Origin of the sequence: Streptomyces dysideae (assembly GCF_001514305.1) — a bacterium.
GTDB classification, from domain to species: domain Bacteria; phylum Actinomycetota; class Actinomycetes; order Streptomycetales; family Streptomycetaceae; genus Streptomyces; species Streptomyces dysideae.
In genome coordinates, this window is the sequence record NZ_KQ949097.1 from 58,096 (window position 1) to 80,514 (window position 22,419).

Here is a 22,419-nt window from a genome sequence, read left to right on the forward strand (position 1 = left end):
GTCAGCTGAGCTCGGCGAAGGCCTCCACCGCGTAGGTCTTGCCGGTGACCACGATGACGTCGCCCTTCTGGACGACCGTTTCTGCGGTGGCGTAGGTGAAGTCCTCGCCGGGGCGTTTGATGCCGACGACCGTGATGCCGTACTTGCTGCGGACCTGGCTCTGGCCGAGCGGGACGCCGGTGACGATGTCGGGGGCGACGGTCTTCACCAGGGCGTAGTCGTCGTCGAACTCGATGAAGTCCAGCATCCGCCCGGTGACCAGGTGGGCGACCCGTTCGCCCATCTCGTGCTCGGGCAGCACGACGTGGTGGACGCCGAGCCTCTCGAGGATCTGGCCGTGCTGGCGGCTGATGGCCTTGGCCCAGAGGTTGGGCACCTCGGCCTCCAACAGGTTGGAGGCGATGAGGATGCTGGCCTCGATGTCGGTGCCGATACCGACGACGGCGCTGGTGAACTCGTGAACGCCGAGCTGGCGCAGCACCTCGGGGTCGGTGCAGTCGGCGACCGCCGAGTGCGTCAGGCTGTCGCTGATCTTCTGGACCAGGCGGGCGTCGATGTCGATGCCGAGGACGTCCCAGCCGCGCCGCATCAGCTCGTTGGCGAGGGAGGAGCCGAACCGGCCCAGGCCGATGACCGCGACCCGCTGGTCGCCGGTGGACTGGGCGTGCTGGTCGGCCAGCCGCTTGCGGCGGCGCAGACGCAGTTTGTGCAGGTAGTCAGCCAATGACGGGTCGCTCCTCGGGCAGTTCGTAACGGCGGGCGCGCTCGCGCAGGGCCAGCGCCGAGACCAGGGTGACCGGGCCAAGGCGCCCGATGAACATCAGCAGGATCAGGATCAGCTGCCCGGCGGCCGGGAAGTCGGCGGTGATGCCGGTGGACAGGCCCACGGTGCCGAAGGCCGAGACGACCTCGAAGAGGACCTTCTCGAAGGGTAGCGAGGTGGTACTGAGCAGGGCGAGCGTGGCGGCCATGACCAGGCCGACGCCGAGCAGCGCCACGGTCAGGGCCTGGCGCAGGACGTGCGGGGCCAGCTTGCGGCCCAGTACGGCGGAGTTGGGCTCGCCGCGCACCTCGGCAATGATCGCGACGGCCAGCACCGCGAACGTGCCGACCTTGATGCCGCCCGCGGTGCCCGCGCTGCCGCCGCCGACGAACATCAGCATGCAGGTGAACAGGAGGGTGGCGGCGTGCATCGCTCCGATGTCGACGGAGTTGAAGCCGGCGGTCCGGGTCATCGTGGAGTGGAAGAAGCCGGCCAGGAGCTTCTCGGGCCAGTCGAGGGGGCCCAGCGTGCCGTTGTTGGTCCACTCCAGCAGACAGGTCAGCAGGGTGCCGGCGGCGAGCAGGGCGGCGGTGGTGATCAGGGTGAGCTTGGCGTGCAGCGACCAGTTGCGGTGGCCGGTGGTGCGGCGGCGCTCGCGGTGCCGCAGCAGTTCCAGCAGCACCGGGAAGCCCAGTCCGCCGAGGATCACGGCCGCGGCGATGGGCAGCATCACCCAGGGGTCCCCGACGTATCCGACGAGGCTGTCGGCGTGCAGTCCGAAGCCGGCGTTGTTGAAGGCGGACACGGCGTGGAAGTAGCCGAGGTGGACGGAGTCGCCGATGGAGCGGTCGTAGCCGAAGCGGAAGCGCAGGGAGAGGACGGCGCCGACCGCGAGTTCCACGGCCAGGGTGGTTCCGGCCACGCCGATCAGCACCCGGCGTACGTTGCCGATGCCAAGGCTCTTGGTCTCCGCCTGCGCGGTGAGCTGCATCCGCAGCCGCAGCTTCCCGGAGACCAGCAGGGCGAGCAGGGAGGCCATCGTCATGATGCCGAAGCCGCCGACCTGGATCAGTACGAGGATCACGCCCTCGCCGAAGCCGCTCCAGTACGTGGCGGTGTCCACGACGACGAGACCCGTCACGCACACGGCCGAGGTGGAGGTGAACAGCGCGGTCAGCAGGTCGGCAGGGGCCTGGCCCTGAGTGGCGACCGGCAGCATGAGCAGCACCGTGCCGAGCACGATCACGGCGGCGAAGGCCATGACGACCGTTCGCGCCGGGTGCGCGGTGATCAGCGACCGCCACGCCTTCGAGAGCTGGCGTGCCCGCGCAGTGCTTACTGTCACCGGCTGCCTTCCTGCGTCGGGATCCGTCAAGGTTTCGTAGGGACCGTGCCGTGATTCCGTCAAGATTCCGGCGGCCGTCACCCTACCCCGACCTGGCCCGATTCCACCGTCCGGCCGCTGTTGGGGCCTACTCCGGTCGTACGGCGGTGCGCCGCGGAGCGGGGGCCGGGCAGACCCGGCGGATCATGCCGGAATCCGGCAAGATCCGGTGTGCCAAACTGCGCGCCAGGGACCTGTCAGTGCCGCGTAAAGAACGTGTAGGGTTCCCAGCGGTGTGCCGGGAAGCCTGGTCGGCGGTTTGAAGACAACTCTCTTTTCTCGCCGATCGGAGTTCGGGTCATGGTGCTCGTCGTGGTGTTCGGAGTGGCGCTGCTCATCGCGGTGCTCCTGTCCGGGCTGGCCGCCCGGACGGTTCTGTCCACCTCCTTTCTCTTCCTGGTCGGCGGGGCACTCGTCAGTGACGGGTTCCTCGGGCTGATCCACATCACGCCGGACAGCGAGATCGTGTCCGTGACGGCCGACCTGGCGCTGTTCGCGGTGCTGTTCACCGACGGCATGCACGTCTCCTTCCCGAAGCTGCGCGCCAACTGGCGCAACCCGGCCCGCGCGCTCGGGCTCGGTATGCCGCTCGCGTTCGTCGGTATGGCGCTGATCACGCACTTCCTGGTGGGCCTGGACTGGACGACGTCCTTCCTGGTGGGCGCGGTCCTCGCGCCGACCGACCCGGTGTTCGCCTCCGCGATCGTCGGCCGCAAGGAAGTCCCGTCGAAGCTGCGGCAGTTGCTGAACGTGGAGAGCGGCATCAACGACGGGCTCGCCCTGCCGGTGGTGCTCATCCTGATCGCCACCGCCGGGCCGACGTCCGGGCACGCCGAGGCCGACCTCGGGAAGATCGCCCTGGAGCTGGTCCTCGGCCTGGTCTTCGGCGTCGTCATCCCGTTCGCGGTGGTCGAGCTCGTACGGTTCCGGCACCTGGGCGCCGAGCCCAAGCTGCAGCCGCTGCTGCCGCTGGCGATCGGTGTGATCCTGTACGCGCTGTGCCACCTCACGCACGCCAACCCCTACCTCGCCGCGTTCTCGGCGGGCGCGGTGCTCACCGCGCGCTCGCTGGAGGCGAAGGATGCCTTCGAGCCGCTGGGCGAGGCGCTGGCGGAGCTGGCCAAGTTCGCGGCCCTGCTGGTGTTCGGCGCGCTGCTGACGCCGTCGCTGTTCGGCGACCTGTCCTTCGGCGGGTACGTCGTGGTGCTCCTCGCCATCGTGCTGATCCGGCCGGCCTCGCTGCTACTGTCGCTGGTCGGCACCCGGTTCACCAGGCAGGAGAAGCTGGTCGCCGCCTGGTTCGGGCCGAAGGGCTTCGCCTCGGTGGTGTACGGGCTGCTGGTGCTCCAGGCCGGGATCCCGCAGGGCGAGGAGGCGTTCACGCTCATCGCCGTGTGCATCGCCTTCTCGATCATCGCGCACAGCTCGACGGACGTGCCGATCGCACGGCTCTTCCACGTCGACGACCTCGCCGGTGTTCCCGGCGGCACACCGGCACCCCGTAAACCCAAGGAAGAGGCCGACCATGTCGGCGCTTGAAGGCGGCGGTGACCAACCCCGGTCGGCCGGCGCCATGACGGTCGCCCGCATGAAGGAACGAATCATCGGAGGAACGTGAACGGCTGGCAGAGCTGGGCGGCTATCGCCGTCTTCGTGGTCACCTACGGGCTGATCATCAGCGAGAAGATCCATCGCGTCGGTGCCGCCCTGGGCGGCGCCGCGCTGATGCTGGCGATCGGCGCCACCGACGACAAGTCAGCCTTCTTCTCCGAGCACAGCGGAGTCGACTGGAACGTCATCTTCCTGCTGCTCGGCATGATGATGATCGTCGGCGTGCTCAAGAAGACCGGTATGTTCGAGTATCTGGCGATCTGGGCGGTGAAGCGGGCGCGAGCCAAACCCTTCCGGGTCATGGTGATGCTCGTCGTGATCACCGCCGCCGCCTCGGCGCTGCTGGACAACGTCACCACGGTGCTGCTGATCGCGCCGGTGACGCTGCTGGTGTGCGAGCGGCTCTCGCTGCCCGCCGCGCCCTTCCTCATCGCCGAGGTGATGGCCTCGAACATCGGCGGTATGGCGACCCTCGTCGGCGACCCGCCCAACATCATCATCGCCAGCCGGGCCGGCCTGACCTTCAACGACTTCCTCGTCCACCTCGCCCCGCTGTCCGTGGTCCTCACCGTGGTGCTCGTCGTGATGTGCCGGGTCATGTTCCGCAAGGCCTTCGTCTACGACGAGTCCCGCGCCGCCGAGGTCATGGCCCTGGAGGAGAAGGAGGCCATCAAGGATCCCCGCCTCCTCGTCCAGGGTCTGGTGGTGCTGGTCCTGGTGGTGGCCGGGTTCGTCCTGCACCCGGTGCTGCACTACGAGCCCAGCGTCGTCGCCCTGCTCGGCGCGGGTCTGCTGATCGCGATCTCCGCCGTGGAAACCGGCGAGGTCCTCGGCGAGGTCGAGTGGCCGACGCTGGCGTTCTTCGCCGGGCTGTTCATCATGATCGGCGGCCTCATCGAGACCGGCGTCATCGGTGAGATCTCCAAGTCCCTCGCCGACGCCATCGGCGACAACGAACTCGGCGGCTCCATGCTGCTGCTGAGCGCCTCGGCCGTGCTGTCCGGCATCGTGGACAACATCCCCTACGTCGCCACCATGGCACCGATCACGTCCGACCTGGTGGAGAGCATGGGCGGTTCGGGTACCCACGTCATGTGGTGGGCGCTGGCCATCGGCGCGGACCTCGGCGGCAACGCCACCGCGATCGGCGCGAGCGCCAACGTGGTCGTCCTCGGCATCGCGGAACGCAACCGCCAGCCCATCTCCTTCTGGCAGTTCACCAAGTACGGTCTGGTCGTCACCGTCGTCACCGTGGCGCTCTCGGCGGTGTACGTGTGGCTGCGGTACTTCACACTCGCCTGACGGGAGGCTGCACGGCATGGTCGTCTTCCCCCAGCCGGCTCGCGCGGCCGTGCGGCCGGGTCACATGATCGTGGCCGGTGACGACGCGCTCGCCGAACGGCTGGCCGCCGAGCTGCGTGCGGTGTACCGGGAGCGGATCACCCTCGTCGTACCGGCCGCGCGGCGGCCCGGCGCAGCGGGGTCGGCGCGGGTGTCGGCCCTGCTCGGCCGGATGCAGGCCGTCATCAACCGCACGGACGACACGCTCACCGGCGGGGCCCTCGACGCTCCTCGTGTGATCGAGGCCGACACGCTCGACGCGGCCGTCCTCACCGAGGCGGGCGTGCGTGAGGCTGCCGCGCTGGCGCTGGTGCACGACGACGACGAGACCAACATCCACACGGCGCTCGCCGCCCGCCGCCTCAACCCGCGGCTGCGGCTGGTGATCCGGCTCTACAACCGCAAGCTCGGCCAACACCTGGAGGAACTTCTCGACCAGGCCGCCGCCCTCGCCGTCCCCGGCCTGGATCCGGCGGCCCTGGACACCTCCACCACGGTCCTGTCGGACGCGGACACGGCGGCGCCCGCACTCGCGGCCACCGCCATCGCCGGCACCAGCAAGGTCGTGCAGGCCGACGGGCTGCTGCTGCGCGCCGTGGAGCGCACCCCGCCGGCCCGCGGCGAGGTCGCCGACCCCGGGCTGTGCACGCTCGCCCTGCTGTCGTCGACCACCAACGACCCGGCCGGCGCGGAGGGTTCGGACGCCAGCGGCCGGGAGGGGCCGACGCTGCTGCCGGACGACGAGACGGTGGCGGCGGCGACCGGGCGGGGCACGGTGGTCCTGGAGACGGTCGCGCACACCGGCTCCGCTCCCCCGCCGGGGCGCCTGACGGGCCGCGGCCTCCCGCTCGGTCAGCTCTTCTCACGCCGGCTGCGCTGGTCGCTGGCCGGGCTGGGGATCTGCGTGCTGGGGCTGGCGGTGACGACCTGGCTGACCAGCGAGCAGCGGCATCCGCTGCACGCGGGATACCTCACGCTGCTCGACCTGTTCGCCATCAACGACCCGGCGCTCGACGAGCCGACGTCCCGTCAGGTGCTGCAACTCCTGTCCGGGCTGGCCGGGTTACTTTTTCTGCCTGTCCTGCTCGCGGCCGCCTTGGAGGCGCTCGGTACCTTCCGCACCGCGTCCGCCCTGCGCCGCCCGCCGCGCGGGCTGTCCGGCCATGTGGTTCTGCTGGGCCTCGGCAAGGTGGGCACCCGGGTGCTGTCCCGGCTGACGGAACTGGGCATCCCGGTGGTGTGCGTGGAGGAGGACCCGGAGGCGCGCGGTATCCCGGTCGCCCGTCGCCAGCGGGTACCGGTCGTCATCGGGGACGTCACACAGGAGGGTGTCCTGGAGGCGGCCAAGGTCCGTCGCGCCCACTCCCTGCTGGCCCTGACCAGCAGTGACACCACCAACCTCGAAGCCGCCCTGTACGCCCGCTCGGTCAAGCCGGACCTGCGGGCCGCGCTGCGGCTCTACGACGACGACTTCGCCACCGCGGTGTACCGCACCCTGCGCGCCGCCCACCCGGGCGCGCTGACCCGCAGCCGCAGTGTCTCCACCCTCGCGGCCCCCGCCTTCGCCGGGGCGATGATGGGCCGTCAGATCCTGGGCGCCATCCCCGTCGAACGCCGTGTCCTCCTGTTCGCCGCCCTCGATGTCGCCGGACATCCGCAGCTCGAAGGGCGCACCATCGCCGAGTCCTTCCGCCCCGGAGCCTGGCGGGTTCTCGCCCTGGACACCGCGGCACCGGACGACCGTCTCCCCGACCTCGCCACCACCCCGGCGCACGACGGCACCGGCCGCCCCGCGGGACTCGTGTGGGAGCTCCACCCCGGCTACGTCCTGCGCCCCCAGGACCGCGTGGTCCTCGCCACCACCCGCCAGGGCCTGGCCGAACTCCTCGGCCGACAGCCACGCCGTGGGACACGGCCCGCGGACGCCTAGGTCAGGCACTCAAGCTGCGCAGAGACTTCCGAAACCCGGCAATGACCGCCCTGCCATGCCCATGAGAGCATGACCGAAACGTGGTGTGGACGTAACGGGGGAGGTGGCACCAGTGACGGTGTTTCTGGGTCTCGGCATCGCGGGGGTCGTCCTGCTGGTGCTCGCGCTCGTCTTCGACGGTGTCCTCGAGGGACTCTTCGACGGCGTCAGCGCGCTGGACGGGCTGTTCGACGGGCTGCTGTCGCTTCCCGTCATCGCCGGATTCATCTCGATGCTCGGCTTCGGCGGGGCGATCGCCCTCGGCACTACGGGGCTCGGGGCCGGCGCGGCGACTGCCGTGGGTGCGGGCGCGGGTGTCGGGACGGGCTGGCTGACCTGGCGGCTGAGCCGGGCCCTGATGCGGGAGGAGCCCGGCTCCACCCCGCGCGGCACGGACCTAGTGGGCAGTTCCGGCTCGGTGGTCACCGCGATTCCCGCCGACGGCTACGGCGAGGTGCTGCTGTACCTGGCGGGCCAGCCGGTGAAGTACGCCGCCAAGAGCGCCGTCGGCATCGAGCGCGGTACCGAGGTGTGGGTCGAGGAAGCCCTGTCCGCGACCTCCGTGAAGGTACGGCCCGTCGAACGCTGAGCCCTGGCCCGTTCACACCATCTTTGTTCATACGTATTCGTTCTGCCCCGCGCACTGGGGTCAAGCACTCGATAAAAATAGGGGGCACTGTCATGAGTCCTGTCGTCATCGCGGTCGCCGGAGTCGTCGTACTCCTGGTGCTGCTCGCTCTGGTCGTCGTCACCCGCTACAAGGTGGCGGGGCCGAGCGAGGCGTTCATCGTCACCGGGCGGCGCGGCAAGAAGTCCACCGATCCGGAGACGGGCCGGGTGTTCACCGACAACAGCGGGCAGAAGGTCGTGGTCGGCGGCGGTGTGTTCGTCGTGCCGTTCGTGCAGCAGAAGTTCACCCTCGACCTGTCCTCGCGGCACATCCCGGTGGCGGTGCGCGGAGCGGTCACGCTGCGCGGTGTGAAGGCGCACCTGGAGGGTGTCGCCATCGTCAAGGTGGGCGGTACCGAGGACTCGATCCGCGCCGCCGCCCAGCGGTTCCTGATGCAGCAGGACGGCATCGTCGGCTTCACCCAGGAAGTGCTCTCCGGCGCGCTGCGCGCCATCGTCGGCCGTATGTCGGTGGAGGACATCATCCGCGACCGCGCCGTGTTCGCCGGGCAGGTCGCCGAGGAGGCGGAGGCGAGCCTGTCCGGGCAGGGCCTGGTGCTGGACGCCTTCCAGATCCAGGACATCACCACCGAGGGCTCCTACCTGGAGGACCTCGGCCGCCCGGAGGCCGCCCGCGCCAAGCAGGAGGCCGACATCGCCGAGGCCGTCGCGCGGCGCGCCGCCGAGCAGGCCCGGCTCAAGGCCGAGGAAGAGATCGCCATCGCGCAGCGGACGTTCGCGCTGAAGCAGGCCGAGATCAAGGCCGAGACCGACGAGGCCGCGGCCCGTGCGGCGGCGGCCGGTCCGCTGGCCGAGGCGGCCCGGTCGCAGGAGGTGCTGGCCGAGCAGGAGAAGGTCGCCGAGCGGCAGGCTGCGCTGACCGACCGTGAGCTGGACACCAAGATCCGCAAGCCCGCCGACGCCGCCCGCTACCAGGCCGAGCAGGAGGCCGAGGCCCGCCGTATCGCGCTGGTCAAGCAGGCAGAGGCGGACGCACAGCGGTCCCGGCTCACCGGTGAGGGCGAGAAGGCGCACCGTGCCGCGCTCGCCGACGCCGTCCGTATCGAGGGCGAGGCGGAGGCCGCCGCGATCGGCGCCAAGGGTGCCGCCGAGGCCGAGGCCATGCGGAAGAAGGCCGACGCGTTCGCGCAGTACGGCGACGCGGCCGTGCTGCAGATGGTCGTCGAGGTGCTGCCGCAGGTGGTCGCCAAGGCGTCCGAGCCGCTCAGTGCGGTGGACAAGATGACGGTCATCTCCACGGACGGGGCGAGCCAGCTGTCCCGTACGGTCGCCGACAACGTCGCCCAGGGCGTCGAACTCCTCAGCTCCACCACGGGAGTCGACCTCGCCGAACTCCTGAAGGGCATCACCCGGCGGGGCGACGGCACGCAGTCCGCGAGCACGGCGCCCGTGGACGCCAACGGCAAGATCGAGGTCACCGGCTGACCTCGGCAGCAGGAATTGCCACGAGCGTGAGCCCGGGCGGTCCGAGGACCGCCCGGGCTCACGTCGTTGCCACGGCCCGGTGAGTCGGTCAGTCGATCCCGCCGGCCTTCAGTGGGAACACGAGCACGGTGTGGACGGCGAGACAACTCCGCCGCCCGGCTCACCCGCGGCGGCCGCCCAGGCGGCCGAGGTGACGCCGAGCCGCACCTCGTGCGCATCGCGGACGGGGCCGGTGTGCTCGGCGCCGCTCAGTCCTCCCCCGGGCCCGGGCGAACCGCGTGCCGGGCCGTGGGGTTGGCGATCAGGTGTCGGGGATCGGCGGCTCGGTTGATCGCCGACTCCACGGCCGCGATCCGGTCGGCGAGCAGGCCGAGGGTGGCCACCGCGCGGGTGAGGGGGTCGTCGTCCGGGCCGCCCAGGGTCTGGGTGCGGACCTGCGCCGCCTTCAACTCGGCCCAGCGGAACGCCTGTTCGGGCGTCAGTGTGCCGCGGAGCTCCGCCAGTTTCAGCAGGTTGGACTCGGCGCCCGTGGTGAGGGTCTGGGCCTCGGCCGTGTAGTGGTCGTCGATCAGCGCGGCGAGCTCGGCGTCGTTCATGACCGGCTGGATACGCTGGGCGATCTTGTTCATGTTGCGGTAGGAACCCTGGAGTTGGAAGGGCGGTTCCGTGCGGGTGGTGTCGGACTGGGCCGCCGAGGCGATGTAGGCCGCGTTGACCGCCAGCACCGTGTCACGGGCCGTCAGCAGGTGGCGCAGGACCGCCAGGATCCGCTCCAGTTCGGCGGGGGCATACGGGTGGGTCAGCCGGTCGGCACGGGCCGTGGCGTCGCCCTGGGCTAGGCGGATCAGCAGGTCGAGGTCGGTGCGGTCGCGTCCGGCGAGCGGGGCGAGGGCCGGGTTGGCCGTCAGCGCGTTCTCGACGAAGCTCAGCGCGAAGGCGTCCTCCTTGCCGGTCAGGACGTCGCCGAGGTTCCACACGTCGGCGCGGTTGGCGAGCATGTCGGGCACGCGGAAGCGGCTGCCGGACTCGGTGTAGGGGTTGCCCGCCATACAGACGGCGAACCGCTTGCCCCGCAGGTCGTACGTCCGTGGCTCCCCGTCCCGCACACCCTCGATCCTGCGGGTGGCGTCGCACAGCGGGATGAACTTCTGCAGCAGTTCGGGCGAGGTGTGCTGGATGTCGTCCAGGTAGAGGAGCGTGTTGTTGCCGGTCTCCAACGCGAAGTTGATCTTCTCGATCTCCTGGCGCGCGGTCGCGTTCGGCGCCTCGGCCGGGTCGAGGGACGTGACGGCATGGCCCAGCGCCGGGCCGTTGATCTTGACCAGGATCAGACCGAGACGGTCGGCGACGTACTCCATCAGCGTCGTCTTGCCGTAGCCCGGCGGGGAGATGAGCAGGAGCAGACCGCCGGTGTCGGTGCGCTTGGACTCGCCCGAGGTACCGAGCTGCTTGGCGAGGCTGTCGCCGACCAGTGGCAGGTACACCTCGTCGATCAGCCGGCTGCGCACGAACGCGGACATCACCCGGGGCTGGTACTCGTCCAGACGTATGCGGGCGCGTTCTGCGGCCACCAGTGCCGTACGGCGGCGCTGGTAGGCGCGCTGGGCGGGGACTTCGTGAGCGCGGAACTCCCTTGTCCGGGCCAGGAGTTCGTCGACGCGTACGGTGAGCGTACGGCCGCTGATGCGCGGGTGGGTGCCCAGCAGCCCCTCGACGGTCTCGGTCAGCGGCGCGTCGGACTCGTGCCGGGGCAGCTCCGGGCAGAGCTCGGCGGCCACCGCCTCGGCCAGATCACCGGGGGCGAGGTCCGTGCCGGTGGCGACGGTGTAGGAGGACAGCCACGCCTCGACGAGCTGCATGCGGGCGGCCGGGTCGGCGAGTGCGGCGAGATCGTCGTCGTACGCCGAAGTGCCCACCGTACGGCGGAACTTGTCGAGCAGCGTGCGGGCACCGGCGCTGATGACGAACCCGTCGGGACCGGTGGTGAGCTCCTCGAAGAGGTACGCGGAGGCGGCGGCGTACCGGGCCGGCACATCGGACGCGGGCGCGAACCCGGCGAACGCGCCGGACGCCGACGTGGACCCGGCGAGCATGCCGGACGCGGGCCCGGACCCGGCCAGCACGCCGACTGCGGGCCTGGCCCCGGCGGGCGCGCCGGACTCAGGCACAGACCCGGACCCGGACCCGGACCCGGCGAGCGTGCCGGACGAGGGCGTGGACCCGGCAAGTGCGCCGGACGCGGGCGCGAAGCCGGCGAACGCGCCGGACGCCGACGTGGACCCGGCGAGCATGCCGGACGCGGGCCCGGACCCGGCCAGCGCGCCGGACTCGGGCACGGCGCCGGACGCGGGCGTGAACCCGGCGAGCATGCCAAGCGCAGGCACGGACCCGGCGTCCGCCCGGTCCACGGTCCCGGGCGCGGGAACCGCGCGGGTGAAGCCGGTCTGGGCGGCGCCCGCCCCGGCGGTGATGCCGGACGGAACGGCGCTTGCCCCGGCGGTGAAGCCGGCCTGGGTGCGTTCCGGAGCGTCAGGCCATGTCTCCGCGCCGGTCGCACCCCGCGTCGCGCTCCCGGCACCGACCCCGGCCCTCGCGGCACTCCGGGGCGCGGCGCCCACCGCTGTGGGACGCGTGCCCGCCCATGCGGCGATCTCCCACGCGAGCTCCGTCTCGAAGTCCGCGATCGCCGGGGCGAGGCCGAAGGTCTCCCGGGCGCGGGCCAGGGACGTGGCCCGGCGGGTCCATGTCGTGCGCTCGTCGGCCGTCGTGCCGTGTGCCCAGAACAGCTGGGCGGTGGCGCGGGCGGCCGGCTCGTGGCGGAGCAGGCCGGCGGACTCGTGCAGGCGCAGGAGGGCGGTGAGGATCAGTACCGCGTCGTGGTCGTGGACGCCACGCTCGTAGCCCTCGTCGTACGCCGCCTCCGCCGACTCCCGTACCAGGGTGGGCAGGTCGGCCTCCGCGAGCGCCGCCGGGCCGTGTTCGTCCAGGAGGCGGGCGGCGAGGTGTTCGGCGCGGTAGACGTCGGGGGACTCCGACGGGAGCGGGCGGTCCCAGTACGGGCGGGTGGCCGCGAAGTCGGGGTCCGTGACCGGCGCGCGGTAGTCCGTGCCGGTCAGCGCGAAGGCCAGGCCCTCGCCGTGCGGGACCAGCGTCAGGTCGAGGGGCTGGGTGTTGACGGCGAAACGGTGGGTGCCGAGGCGCAGGGTGCGGCCGTCGTCGGTGTACAGGTCGGTGCGGTCGCGCAGGGAGCGCAGGGCCTCCTGCCGGGCGGACTTGAGGCGGCCGTCGAGTTCCTCCGCCCGCACCTGGTCGCCGAGTCCGCGCAGGTCGTCGGCGAGGCGGCGGACCTTGGCGGGCATCGGGTCGGAGGTGAAGTACGTGGCGACGGCGTCCGCGTCGGCGAGCGTGGCGGCGCGGCGGGTGACGGTCCTGAGGACGCGGGTCGCCGAGTCGGCGAGGCGTTCGGCGCGCCGGGAGCGGGCGTCGGCGAGGGTCTGCTTGCGGGCGGAGAACGCCTCGTGGACCTCGTCACGCTTGTCGGCGAGGTCGCCCAGGAAGTCGTCGAACTCGGCGAACCGGGACTCCAGGTTCTCCAACTGCACCAGCACACGGGCGAGTTGCTCGTCGCACGCGTTGGGGCTGTCGGCGGCCGCGAGCGCGCCGGTGACCGCCTGGCCGAGCAGCGCGAACTCGGCGGCGAACTCGGCGCGTCCCTCGCGGTCGAGGAGTGCACGGCGGCGGCCGTCGAGGGTGGCGCGGGCGCGGTTGACGCCGCCGAGGACCTCGGCGATGCGCTCCAGGATGGATGTACGGACCGTGGCGTCGCCGATGTCGAGTCCGGCCACCACCTCGGTCACCGTGCGCAGCCCGTCGGCGAGTTCGTCGAGGCGGGCGGCGACGGGCGCGGACTCGGCGACGGTGGTGATCGCCTCGGCGTCGGCGACGAGCTGCTCGATGTCGGCCTGGTGGCCGGCGAAGGCATCCTCGCGGGCGAGGTGGGTGACGGCCCGCTGCCCGAAGGTGGCGAGGTCGGACTCGACGTCGGCGGCGAGCTCGTCGATGCGGGCGGTGTCGGCGTAGCGCAGGTCCTTGAGGGTGAGCAGGTGGCCCTGGGCGTGCCGGAGTTCGGTCAGGCCGGACACCCAGGCGGCGGCACTGCGCGGGGCCTCGCCGCGCAGGCGTCGTACGACGGTGGCGACCTGCGCGGCGGCGTCGCCGAGCGCCTCGGCGGCCCGGCGGGTGAGGGTCTGGACGGTCTCGAACTCGGCAAGCACCTGTTCGGCGGTGGCCCGGACCTGCTCCAACGGCTCGTGCAGGGCGCCGAGTTCGGTGTCGTCCAGCCAGTGGTAGGAGTCCGCGGCCCGGACACAGGCGGCGGCCAGCGCCTCGTACACCTCGCTCGTCGGCGTCGTCTCGGCGACCGCGCGTGCGATGGACAGGCAGTCGGAGATGCCACGTACGAGGTCGGCGTTGCCGACGCGGGCGAGCGGGCCGGTGCCAACGGGCAGGGCGGCGGTGTGGGTGTCGGAGACGTACGGGGAGTTCCACAGCTGGAGCGGGTGGACACGCTGCGGTTCATCGCTGTCGGCACGCAGCACCATGAGCGTGCCGTCGTCGAAGAGAGCCCAGCCGTGGCAGGAGAGCGGGGTGGCGACCTCCTTGCGGATCATGTTGTACGGCAGAAGGAGGCTGCGGCCCTCCACGCGCGCGTGGAACGCGAAGAGGACGTCCTCGCCGTTGGGCGAGCGGACCACGCGCTCGAACTCCAGGCCGTCCGTGTCGGTGCCGTCGAAGGTCTTGTGCGTGCCGGTGGCCAGGCAGTAGCCGCCGGGGAAGACGATGCCCTGGTCCTCGGGCAGGCGGCGGCAGGCCTGTCCGATGCCGTCGAGGCGGACGACCGTCCTGGTGAGGGTGTTGAAGACGAGGTGGCGGTGGGTGTCCTCCTTGTAGGGGCGGATGCGCAGCAGGACGAGGGCACCCACGCGCGCGTGCGCGATGTCCGCGTCGGCGAGCGACTGCAGCGGTTCGTCGACGGGCTCGGCGTAGATGCCCTCGCCCGTCTCGGTGTTGTTCTCGACCTTGACCGTCAGGGTCCCGCCGACCGTCTCGACGAAGACCTCGCCGTCGACGGAGACGTGCGGGTGACGGCCGAGGACGTGGTCCTCGCGGGTCGTCTGTGTCCACTCGAAGTCGTGGGCGGGCGGGAACACGTGGTCGCGGTCGCCGCGCGCGTCGAGGAAGGTCGCCTGCCCGTCGTCGGTGAGCGCCCAGCGCAGGACACGGATGTCCTCGGCCTTCTCACCGGTCTGGAAGACGGCCAGCAGCTTGCCGTCCACGCGGCGGAGCTGGAGGAGGTGGGCCTGGCGGTAGTAGCGGTAGAGGGCGGCGAACTCGCGGCCGAAGGCGGGGTCGTCGAGGAGACCGGGCACGGCGTCGTCGGGCAGCCGGTTCAGGTCGCGGTCGTGCAGGGCGAAGACGTCGCCGACGGCCGTCTCGGGCTTGAGGCCGAGGAAGACGTTGTGGCCGAAGAGCAGGGTGTCGCCGACGGAGACGATGTCGCGGGGTACGCAGTTGTGCTCGGTGCGCAGCCGCTCGGTGCCGGCGAGTTCGAGCCGGGTGGCGCCGAACTCCTCGGTGCGGCGGGCGTTGAGCTGCTCGGCGCGGCGGGCGAGTTCGGCGGCCTGCGCGGTCAGGCGGTCGCGCAGCACCTCGTAGGTGCCGGTGTCGAGTGCCTCGTTCGTGCCGGTGTCCGGGCCGGTGGTCATGGGGTCCCTCTCGGAAGTCAGGAGAAAACGCGGTCCGGAGCCGCCGTCCCCTGTGCGGCGGCTCCGGACCGCGGGTCTTTCGGGCCGTCGAGCGCGGCCTCGGTGGTGCCGGTCAGGCCTTCGCGGCGCCGTTGAGCGCGGCCAGCGAGGTGTCGGCGAGGCCCAGCTCGCCCGCCTTGTCCAGCAGTTGCCTCAGCTGTCCGGCGTTCGCGCCGCCGCTGTTCATGAGCTTCATCAGCAGCGCGGAGACGGTCAGGTTCTGCACGTCGGCCGTGGAGACCGAGCCGAGGACGCGGCTGAGGTCGTCGGTGAAGCTCGCACTGCCGTCCAGCCAGGGCCCGGCGAGCGCCTGCGCGGTCTCGGAGTGCTGGACGAAGCCGTCGACGCTCTTGCCGAGCGCGATGGAGGACATCAGCCGGTCGAAGAAGACCGAGTCGCCGCCGACGATGTTGATGTCGGCGTTCTCCAGGCCGGTGGCGAGCACCGTGGCCTGTGCCTCGGCGACCTGCCGCTGCACGTCGAGTCCCGCGAGCCGGATGTCCTTCTCGGCCTCCAGGCGCAGCCGGTACTCCTCGTGGGTGCGGGACGCCTCGTCGAGGGCGGCCATCGCGGCGGCCTTCTCGGTGAGACCGGCGGCCTCCGCCTTCAGCTTCTCGCCGATGGCCTCGGCCTCGGCGAGGGCCTGCGCCCGGGCGCCCTCCGCCTCGGCCCGCATGCGTGCCCCGGTGGCCTCGGCCTCCGCGCGGCCGGCCTTCTCGATGACCTCGGCCTCCTTGTCGCGGACCTGGACGGCGGCAAGGCCCTCGGCGGCGGCCTCCGCCTGGACGCCCTCGGCGAGCCGCAACTTGGCCTTGGCGTCGAGGTCGGCGCTCTTCAACCGGGCCTCGGCCAGGGTGAGTTCCTCGGCGGCGCGGTGCACGGCGGCCTGCTCGGCGGCCTCAGCGGCCTTGATGTCCTTGACGAGGTTCTCCTGCGCCTCGGCCTCGGCGGCGATGACGACGGTCTGCCGCTGCCGCTCGGCCTCCTCGACGGCGCGCAGCTTCTTGATGGACTCCTCCTGTTCGGCGACCGTGCGGTCCACGGCGACGCGCTCGCGGATGACCTCGGCGATCTCCCGCTTCTCGGCCTCGACCTCCTTCGAGGCGGAGATCCGGGTCAGCTCGGTCTCCCGCTCCCGGGCGATGACCTCGAGGAGGCGGTCCTTCTCGATGCGCTCGTTCTCGATGGCGATGACCCGCTCGCGGTTCTTCGCGGCGACGGCGACCTCACGGGCCTGGTTCTCGCGCTGCACGCCGAGCTGCTCCTCGGTCCTGAGGAACGCGGACTGCGCCCGCAGCCGCTCCTCCTCGACGACCCGCGCGGTCTCGGCCTCCTCCCGGGCCCGTACGGTCTCGATCTCCCGGCGCTGCTTGATCTCGGCGTCGACCTGGCGGCGCTCCAGCTCCAGGATGGCCTCGCGGGCGTCGACGTTCTGCCGGGTGATCTCCTTCTCCTCGTGGCGCTGGAACTCGTTGGTGCGCACGTGCTCGACGGCCGTCAGCTCGGTGATCTTGCGGATGCCCTGGGCGTCGAGGACGTTGGCCGGGTCGAGCTGGGTGATCGGGGTCTGCTCCAGGTAGTCGATCGCCGCGTCCTCGAGGTGGTAGCCGTTGAGGTCGATGCCGATGACCTCGATGATCCGGTACCGCAGTTCCTCGCGCTTGGTGTACAGGTCGGTGAAGTCGAGCTGCTTGCCGACGGTCTTGAGCGCCTCGGAGAACTTCGCCTGGAACAACTCCTGCAGTGTGTCCCGGTCGCTGGCTCGTGCGGTGCCGACGGCCTGGGCGACCCTGATGACGTCCTCGGCGGTCTTGCTGACCCTGACGAAGAACGAGATGCGGATGTCGGCGCGGATGTTGTCCCGGCAGATCAGGCCCTCCTTGCCGGCCCGCGTGATCTCGATGGTCTTCACCGAGATGTCCATCACCTCGGCCTTGTGCAGCACCGGCAGGACGACCTGCCCGGTGAAGGTCACGTCGACCTTGCGCATCTTGGAGACGATCAGCGCCTTGCCCTGTTCGACCTTGCGGAACAGACGGGTGACGACGAGTACGGCGAGCAGGCAGACGGCGACGAGCACGCCGATGCCCACGATCATGGGAGTCATGGCAAACGTCCTTGCGGCGTAAGGGAGTTGAGCGTGAGGAAGCGAGGCCGGGGGTGAGCTCCGGCGGCGGCGCGGCTCAGGCGCCCGTGCGAGCCCCGCTCAGCACGGACGGCCCGCGTTCGTCCGGGACCGGGCGGTGCAGCGGTCGTACGATCAGGCAGGTCGTGGGCCGGGCGACAAGCGGCGCCGGCCCGGGTTCGACCGGGCGCGGGACGAGGGCCGTGGTCGGCGGGATCGTGGGCAGACCCGTGGTCGCTGCCAGAAATGTCCGCATGTCCCGGTCCCCCTCTCTCCGCCCTTGGCGCGTACCCGTCGTGTCCGGCGACATGAGCCATGCTGCCCGATCGGATCTCACCCCCGCATTGCCGGTTCCCGGCAGTGTTCACTAGGGTCTGTATGCCGGTGACCGCTAAGAAAACGTCATCGGCGCATCAAGAACGCACGGGGGGACACGATGGACCGGGAGATTCCGGAGCAGTATCTCGACGGCTACGACCGCATCCTGGCGGAGGTCTCGGCGACCGGCCGGCGCCTCACCCGGGACGAGATCACCGCCCGGCGTGCCTTGGGGGAACAGGCCGCGGAAGCCGGGCACGGGCTGCGTGCCCTGGTGAGCGCGCATCTGACCGCCGCGCGCACCGCGTGGCCCGACACGCCCGGCTCGGACGACAGTACGCTCGCCGCCGTCCAGCAGGTCATCGACGCCTTCGCCGAGGGCTTCGAACGCGCCCAGCGGCTGGCGGTGCGTCAGGAGGAGGCCGCCCGCCGGGAGTTCATCGACGACCTGCTCTACGGCCGCAGCGACCTGGGCCGCCTCGCTGAACGTGCCGAGCGCTTCGGTCTGCGGCTGTCGCACGCGCACGCGGTGGCTGTCGCGGAGGGGCCGGCCGCCTACGACGAGGGCGACCCGGTGTCCCGGCAGGTGGAGCGCGCACTGATCTCCCGTTTCGGGGACCGCAGTGTCCTGCTCACCACCAAGGGCGGCCGACTGCTGTGCATCGCCCCGGGCCATCAGGACGAGGTGCTCACCCACTTCGCCAAGCAGGCGTACGCCGCCACCAACGGCGGCCGGGTCGCCATCGGCCGCCCCCAGCCCGGTCCCGGCGGCGTCGTGCAGTCCTACGAGGAGGCGCTGAACGCCCTCGAACTGGCCGAGCGCCTCGACCTCGACGACCCGGTCCTGCGCGCCGCCGACCTGCTCGTCTACCCCGTCCTCACACGTGACCGGCAGGCCATGGCGGACCTCGTCCTCGACACCCTGGGGCCGCTCACCAGGGCCCGCGGCGGCGCCGAGCCCCTCCTGGACACCCTCACCGCGTACTTCGACTCGGGCTGTGTGGCCGCCGAGTCCGCCCGCCGGCTCTCCCTCAGCGTGCGCGCCCTGACGTACCGCCTGGAGCGCATCCACAAACTCACCGGCGCCAACCCGGCTGATCCGGCCCACCGTTACATGCTCCAGACGGCGGTGATCGGCGCCCGGCTGCTGGACTGGCCCGCCAAGCAGATCTGACGGCGTCCTGGATCCGCCAGGTCAGGGGGCGGCGAGGATCGCCGACCGCAGACCGGCCGGATCCTGGGCCAGCAGTGCCGGCACCTGCTCGTTCCACTGGTCGGCCAGGGTGTCCAGGGACCGTGCGACGATCCGCCGCAGCCTCCCTTCGGCCACCAGAAGCAGCACGGCCGCAAGGGGGCGCAGCAGGCCGCGGCCGCGTACGGTCACGGTGACCTGCACCTCCCACCGGCTGAAGTCACCGCTCGGCCGGGGCACGACCCGCAGCTCGGCCCGGAGCCACCGGTGGTCCAGCCGGGCCCGGGCGGGCGCGGAGCGCGGAGCACGACCGCCGTCCACCGTCGCCCACCACTCGTCGAGCCTCAGTGACGCCGCGCCCCCGAACGCGGACAGCAGCGGCGTCACACCCTCGACGCGCGACCGTCCCCGCACCTCGATCAGGCGCGGCCGGTCGACGCTCTTCAGCGCGCCCTCCAGCTCGAGGACCCCGTTCGGGCTCACGGCGATGAGCCCGGCCCGCACGGCCCGCCGCCGGTCCCACTCCCGGACCGTGACGCGCACCGTGCCGTCCTCGTACACCGCCCCGGACCGCAGATGCCGGCCCGCCACCAGCCGCAGGTCGGGTACGGCCTGCCCGTCGGGCAGCACGATCCGGCTGTCCACCGCCCGGCTCTCCGCCGCCAGCCCGCCGAGCATGGCGACGACGTCCTCGAACCACGAGCGCGGCACGGCTTCGACAAACAGCGTGTGACCGAAGGAGACCATGCCCCGCAGGATGACGTACGGCACGGGGGTGGCCCCATGCCCCGGCGCGGCAGTCCCGGCACGGGCATCATGCCGTGTCCCGGCAACGGAGCCCTCGGCGCGATCATGCTCAGTCCCGGACCGAACCGGGTGAGCCGCCGAGCAGCAGCGGCCACACGCTCGGCATCTCGGTCACCGGTACCTCGATCAGCGAGGGGCCCGGTTCGCCGAGGCACTCCTTCAGGGCGGCGGCGAGCCGGGCCGGGGTCTCGGCCCGGACGGCGGGCACCGAGAACGACTCGGCCAGGCGGACGAAGTCGGGACTGGCGAGGTCGCTGCCGATGAAGCGGCCCTCGAACTCGTCCGCCTGGATGCGCCGGACGTTGCCGTAGGCGTTGTCGTTGAACACCACCGCGGTCACCCCGATGCCGTACTTGCGGGCGGTCGCCAGTTCCTGCATGTTCCAGCAGAATCCGCCGTCGCCGTTGACGGAGACGACCGCCCGGTCCGGGTTGCCCACCTTGACGCCCAGGGCCGACGGGTAGCCGTAGCCCAGGGTGCCCTGGTAGCCGGGGGTGAGGAAGGTTCCCGGGTGGTGTACGGGGTAGCCGACGGAGGCCAGATAGCCCACCTGGGTCAGCTCGTTGACCAGGAAGCCGTCGTCGGGGATCGCCTCGCGCAGGGCGCGGACGTACGACCACTGCGGTTCGACGCCGGTGACCCTGCGCGCGCACGAGAGGCGCACCTCGGCCAGTTCGGCGGGCGGCCATCCGGCCGCCGGGTCCGCCCGGCCGGTGGCCAGGAGCGACCGCAGGGCCTCCAGTGCGGTCCGGGCGTCGGCGCACAGGGTGAGGTCCGCCCGGCGCGGCGGACCCATGTCGCCCGGGTCCGCGTTGACCAGGGCCACGGCCGCTCCGGGTGCGGTCGGGACGGCGGTGCCGCGTGGGGTCACGAAGCGGCTGCCGACGACGAGTACCGCGTCCGCCGCAGGCAGCAGCCGTGGTGCGGCGAGGCTGGTGAAGGCGAGCCGGTGGTGGGCCGGGACCGCGCCGCCCGCGTTGCGGCTCATGACGACCGGGGCGGACAGTTCCTCGGCCAGGGCGGTCAGGGCGGCGCCGGCCCGCGAGGCGAGCACTCCCCCGCCGGCGTGGATCAGGGGCCGGCGAGCTCCTCGTAGGACAGTGGCGATCTGCGTGAGGACGTCCTGGTCCGAAGGTTCCGAAGCCGGGGGTGTGTCCTCGTCCGCCTGCTCCAGGTCCGTCTCCGCCCGGGCGGCGAGCACATCGGCCGGGATCGTCAGGCCCACCGGCCTGGGGCGGCCGGACCGGGACTGCCGTATCGCCTCCCTTACGAGTGCGGGAATCCGCGTCGGCGTCTCGGCCCGCCCGGACCATTTGGTGACGGAGGCCAGGACGCCGTCCTGGTCGGGCAGTTCGTGCAGCATGCCCAGGCCCTGGCCGGCCAGCGTCGACGGGATGTCGGCCGCCACGCACAGCATCGGCGACGAGCAGGCGTACCCCGTGGCCACGGCGGGCAGGGCGTTGAGCACGCCGGGGCCGGGGACCACCATGCAGACGCCGGGGCGTCCGGTGGTGCGGGCGTACGCCTCCGCCATGTGGGCGGCGCCCTGTTCGTGGCGGGCGGCGATGTACTCGATCGGTCCGCCGGCCGCCCTGGCGCGGGCCAGGGCGTCCAGGACGTGGTCGAGCTGAACGCCCGGTACGCCGAAGACGTGGCGTACGCCTTCCCGTACCAGTTGGCCCACCAGCGCCTGTGCCCCGCTCAGTTCCATGTCGCCGCCACCTTCTCGCCCTCCCGGGTCCCCTCGGCCGGCCGCGCCCTGGCGTCCCGGCCGTCCAGCCAGCTGAGCACCGGGACCGTCATGACCGTGGTGATCAGAGCGACGAGGACCAGCGCGGTGAACAGTTCTTCGCTGACGATGCCGGCGGCCAGCCCGATGTTGAGGGCGATCAGCTGCATCAGGCCGCGGGCGTTCATCAGGGCGCCGACCCGGACGGCCACCGGGGCGGGTTCGCCGCACAGCCGGGCGGCGGCCCAGCAGCCGCCGAACTTGCCGACCACCGCGACGACGACCGCGGCCGCCCCGAACACCATCACGGACGGGTCGGAGAACACGTCGAACCGGGTGTTCAGGCCCGAGTAGGTGAAGAACATCGGGACGAACACGACCTGGGTCACGGACCGGGTGGTCCGCACCAGCCGTTCGGACGCCTCACCGCGCGGCATGGCCATCCCGACGCAGAACGCCCCGAACACGGCGTACAGATCGATGATGTCGGTGAACCAGGCGGCGCAGAACAGCACGGCGACCGTGAACAGGAGCCGGGTGTCGTCACCGAGGCCCGGCCGGTGCACGATCCAGGCCAGCAGGCGGCGCCCCACCAGGAACAGGACCGCCACGAACAGCAGGGAGCCGCCGATCGCCGTCAGGACGGGCGCCGCCTCGCCCGAGGCCACGCTCAGCACCCCGGCGAGCAGGATCCAGGCGACGGCGTCGTCGGTGGCTCCGGAGGCCAGCGACAGGGAGCCGAACCGGGAGCCGGCCAGCCCCCGTTCGGTGATGATCCGGGCCAGCATCGGGAAGGCGGTGATGGCCAGGGCGACACCGACGAACGCCGCCGTCACCCAGACCGAACCCCCGTCGACTCCGCCGCCGAAGATGCCGACATGGCCGTGGGCCACGATGGTCAGGCCCACGCCCAGCGCCAGCGGGATCGCCACCCCGGCCGAGGAGACCGCGACCGCGGTGCCGGCCAGCCCGCGCCCGGCGTGCGCGCGGAACTCGTATCCGGCGCCGAACATGAGGGTCACCAGACCGATCTGGCCGGCCACGTACAGCACCGGCTTCAGCTCGGGCGGGAAGACCTCGGCGGAGACCCCCGGGGCGACCAGGCCGAACAGCGAGGGGCCGAGCAGTACCCCGGCGATCATCTCGCTTACCACGGGCGGCTGCCCGAAACGGCCGGCCACCAGGACGACGAGTCGGCACGTCAGCAGAATCACGACGACGGCCAGGAAGAAGGCCGGAGCGAGCTCCACGGGAGTCATGG

13 protein-coding genes are annotated in these 22,419 nt (G+C 71.8%); 6 read left to right on the forward strand and 7 right to left on the reverse strand.

Going from position 1 to position 22,419, the window contains the following annotated elements; all coding sequences use genetic code 11:
* Position 1 precedes the first annotated feature (1 nt).
* Positions 2-724 (reverse strand): potassium channel family protein, encoded by a 723-nt coding sequence (locus tag AQJ91_RS30390; RefSeq protein ID WP_079085288.1) that lies wholly within the window; start codon positions 722-724, stop codon positions 2-4.
* Positions 717-2,108: a TrkH family potassium uptake protein gene (locus AQJ91_RS30395; protein WP_067027893.1), complete on the reverse strand. Its 1,392-nt coding sequence runs from the start codon at positions 2,106-2,108 to the stop codon at positions 717-719. Before AQJ91_RS30395 ends, AQJ91_RS30390 begins: the two co-directional genes overlap by 8 nt.
* Before the next feature lie 339 nt (positions 2,109-2,447).
* Between AQJ91_RS30395 and AQJ91_RS30400 the strand changes: the two genes are divergently transcribed.
* The 5 genes from AQJ91_RS30400 (at position 2,448) to AQJ91_RS30420 (ending at position 9,183) form a co-directional block, all read left to right on the forward strand.
* Complete coding sequence (locus AQJ91_RS30400; protein WP_067027895.1) at positions 2,448-3,686, forward strand: cation:proton antiporter; 1,239 nt, start codon at positions 2,448-2,450, stop codon at positions 3,684-3,686.
* 75 nt (positions 3,687-3,761) lie between these two features.
* Positions 3,762-5,060, forward strand: coding sequence for an ArsB/NhaD family transporter (locus AQJ91_RS30405; protein ID WP_067027897.1), 1,299 nt, complete (start codon positions 3,762-3,764; stop codon positions 5,058-5,060).
* 16 nt (positions 5,061-5,076) lie between these two features.
* The gene (locus AQJ91_RS30410; RefSeq protein ID WP_067027898.1) at positions 5,077-7,029 is read left to right on the forward strand and encodes an NAD-binding protein; all 1,953 of its coding nucleotides are present in this window, start codon (positions 5,077-5,079) and stop codon (positions 7,027-7,029) included.
* Between the two features lie 112 nt (positions 7,030-7,141).
* Entirely contained in the window at positions 7,142-7,657 is a 516-nt protein-coding gene (locus tag AQJ91_RS30415; RefSeq protein ID WP_067027899.1) for a hypothetical protein, read from the forward strand.
* A gap of 92 nt (positions 7,658-7,749) precedes the next feature.
* A complete protein-coding gene (locus AQJ91_RS30420) occupies positions 7,750-9,183 on the forward strand; it encodes a flotillin family protein (RefSeq protein ID WP_067027900.1) in 1,434 nt (477 codons plus the stop codon).
* Positions 9,184-9,431: 248 nt separating this feature from the next.
* Here the strand turns inward: AQJ91_RS30420 and AQJ91_RS52540 are convergent, their stop codons facing one another.
* Both AQJ91_RS52540 and AQJ91_RS30430 read right to left on the reverse strand, forming a co-directional pair.
* The gene (locus tag AQJ91_RS52540; RefSeq protein WP_067027901.1) at positions 9,432-14,948 is read right to left on the reverse strand and encodes a DNA repair ATPase; all 5,517 of its coding nucleotides are present in this window, start codon (positions 14,946-14,948) and stop codon (positions 9,432-9,434) included.
* Positions 14,949-15,060: 112 nt separating this feature from the next.
* A complete protein-coding gene (locus AQJ91_RS30430) occupies positions 15,061-17,094 on the reverse strand; it encodes a flotillin family protein (protein WP_067027902.1) in 2,034 nt (677 codons plus the stop codon).
* 454 nt (positions 17,095-17,548) lie between these two features.
* On the opposite strand from AQJ91_RS30430, the gene AQJ91_RS30440 reads away from it, so the two are divergent.
* Entirely contained in the window at positions 17,549-18,604 is a 1,056-nt protein-coding gene (locus tag AQJ91_RS30440) for a PucR family transcriptional regulator (protein ID WP_067027905.1), read from the forward strand.
* A 21-nt stretch (positions 18,605-18,625) separates the two neighbouring features.
* Here the strand turns inward: AQJ91_RS30440 and AQJ91_RS30445 are convergent, their stop codons facing one another.
* The 3 genes from AQJ91_RS30445 to AQJ91_RS30455 form a co-directional block, all read right to left on the reverse strand.
* On the reverse strand, positions 18,626-19,393 hold the full coding sequence (locus tag AQJ91_RS30445) for a hypothetical protein (protein ID WP_067027907.1): 768 nt from the start codon (positions 19,391-19,393) through the stop codon (positions 18,626-18,628).
* 85 nt (positions 19,394-19,478) lie between these two features.
* Complete coding sequence (locus AQJ91_RS30450; protein WP_067027909.1) at positions 19,479-21,140, reverse strand: thiamine pyrophosphate-dependent enzyme; 1,662 nt, start codon at positions 21,138-21,140, stop codon at positions 19,479-19,481.
* Entirely contained in the window at positions 21,131-22,417 is a 1,287-nt protein-coding gene (locus AQJ91_RS30455; RefSeq protein WP_067027911.1) for a cation:proton antiporter, read from the reverse strand. Before AQJ91_RS30455 ends, AQJ91_RS30450 begins: the two co-directional genes overlap by 10 nt.
* Between the last annotated feature and the right edge of the window lie 2 nt (positions 22,418-22,419).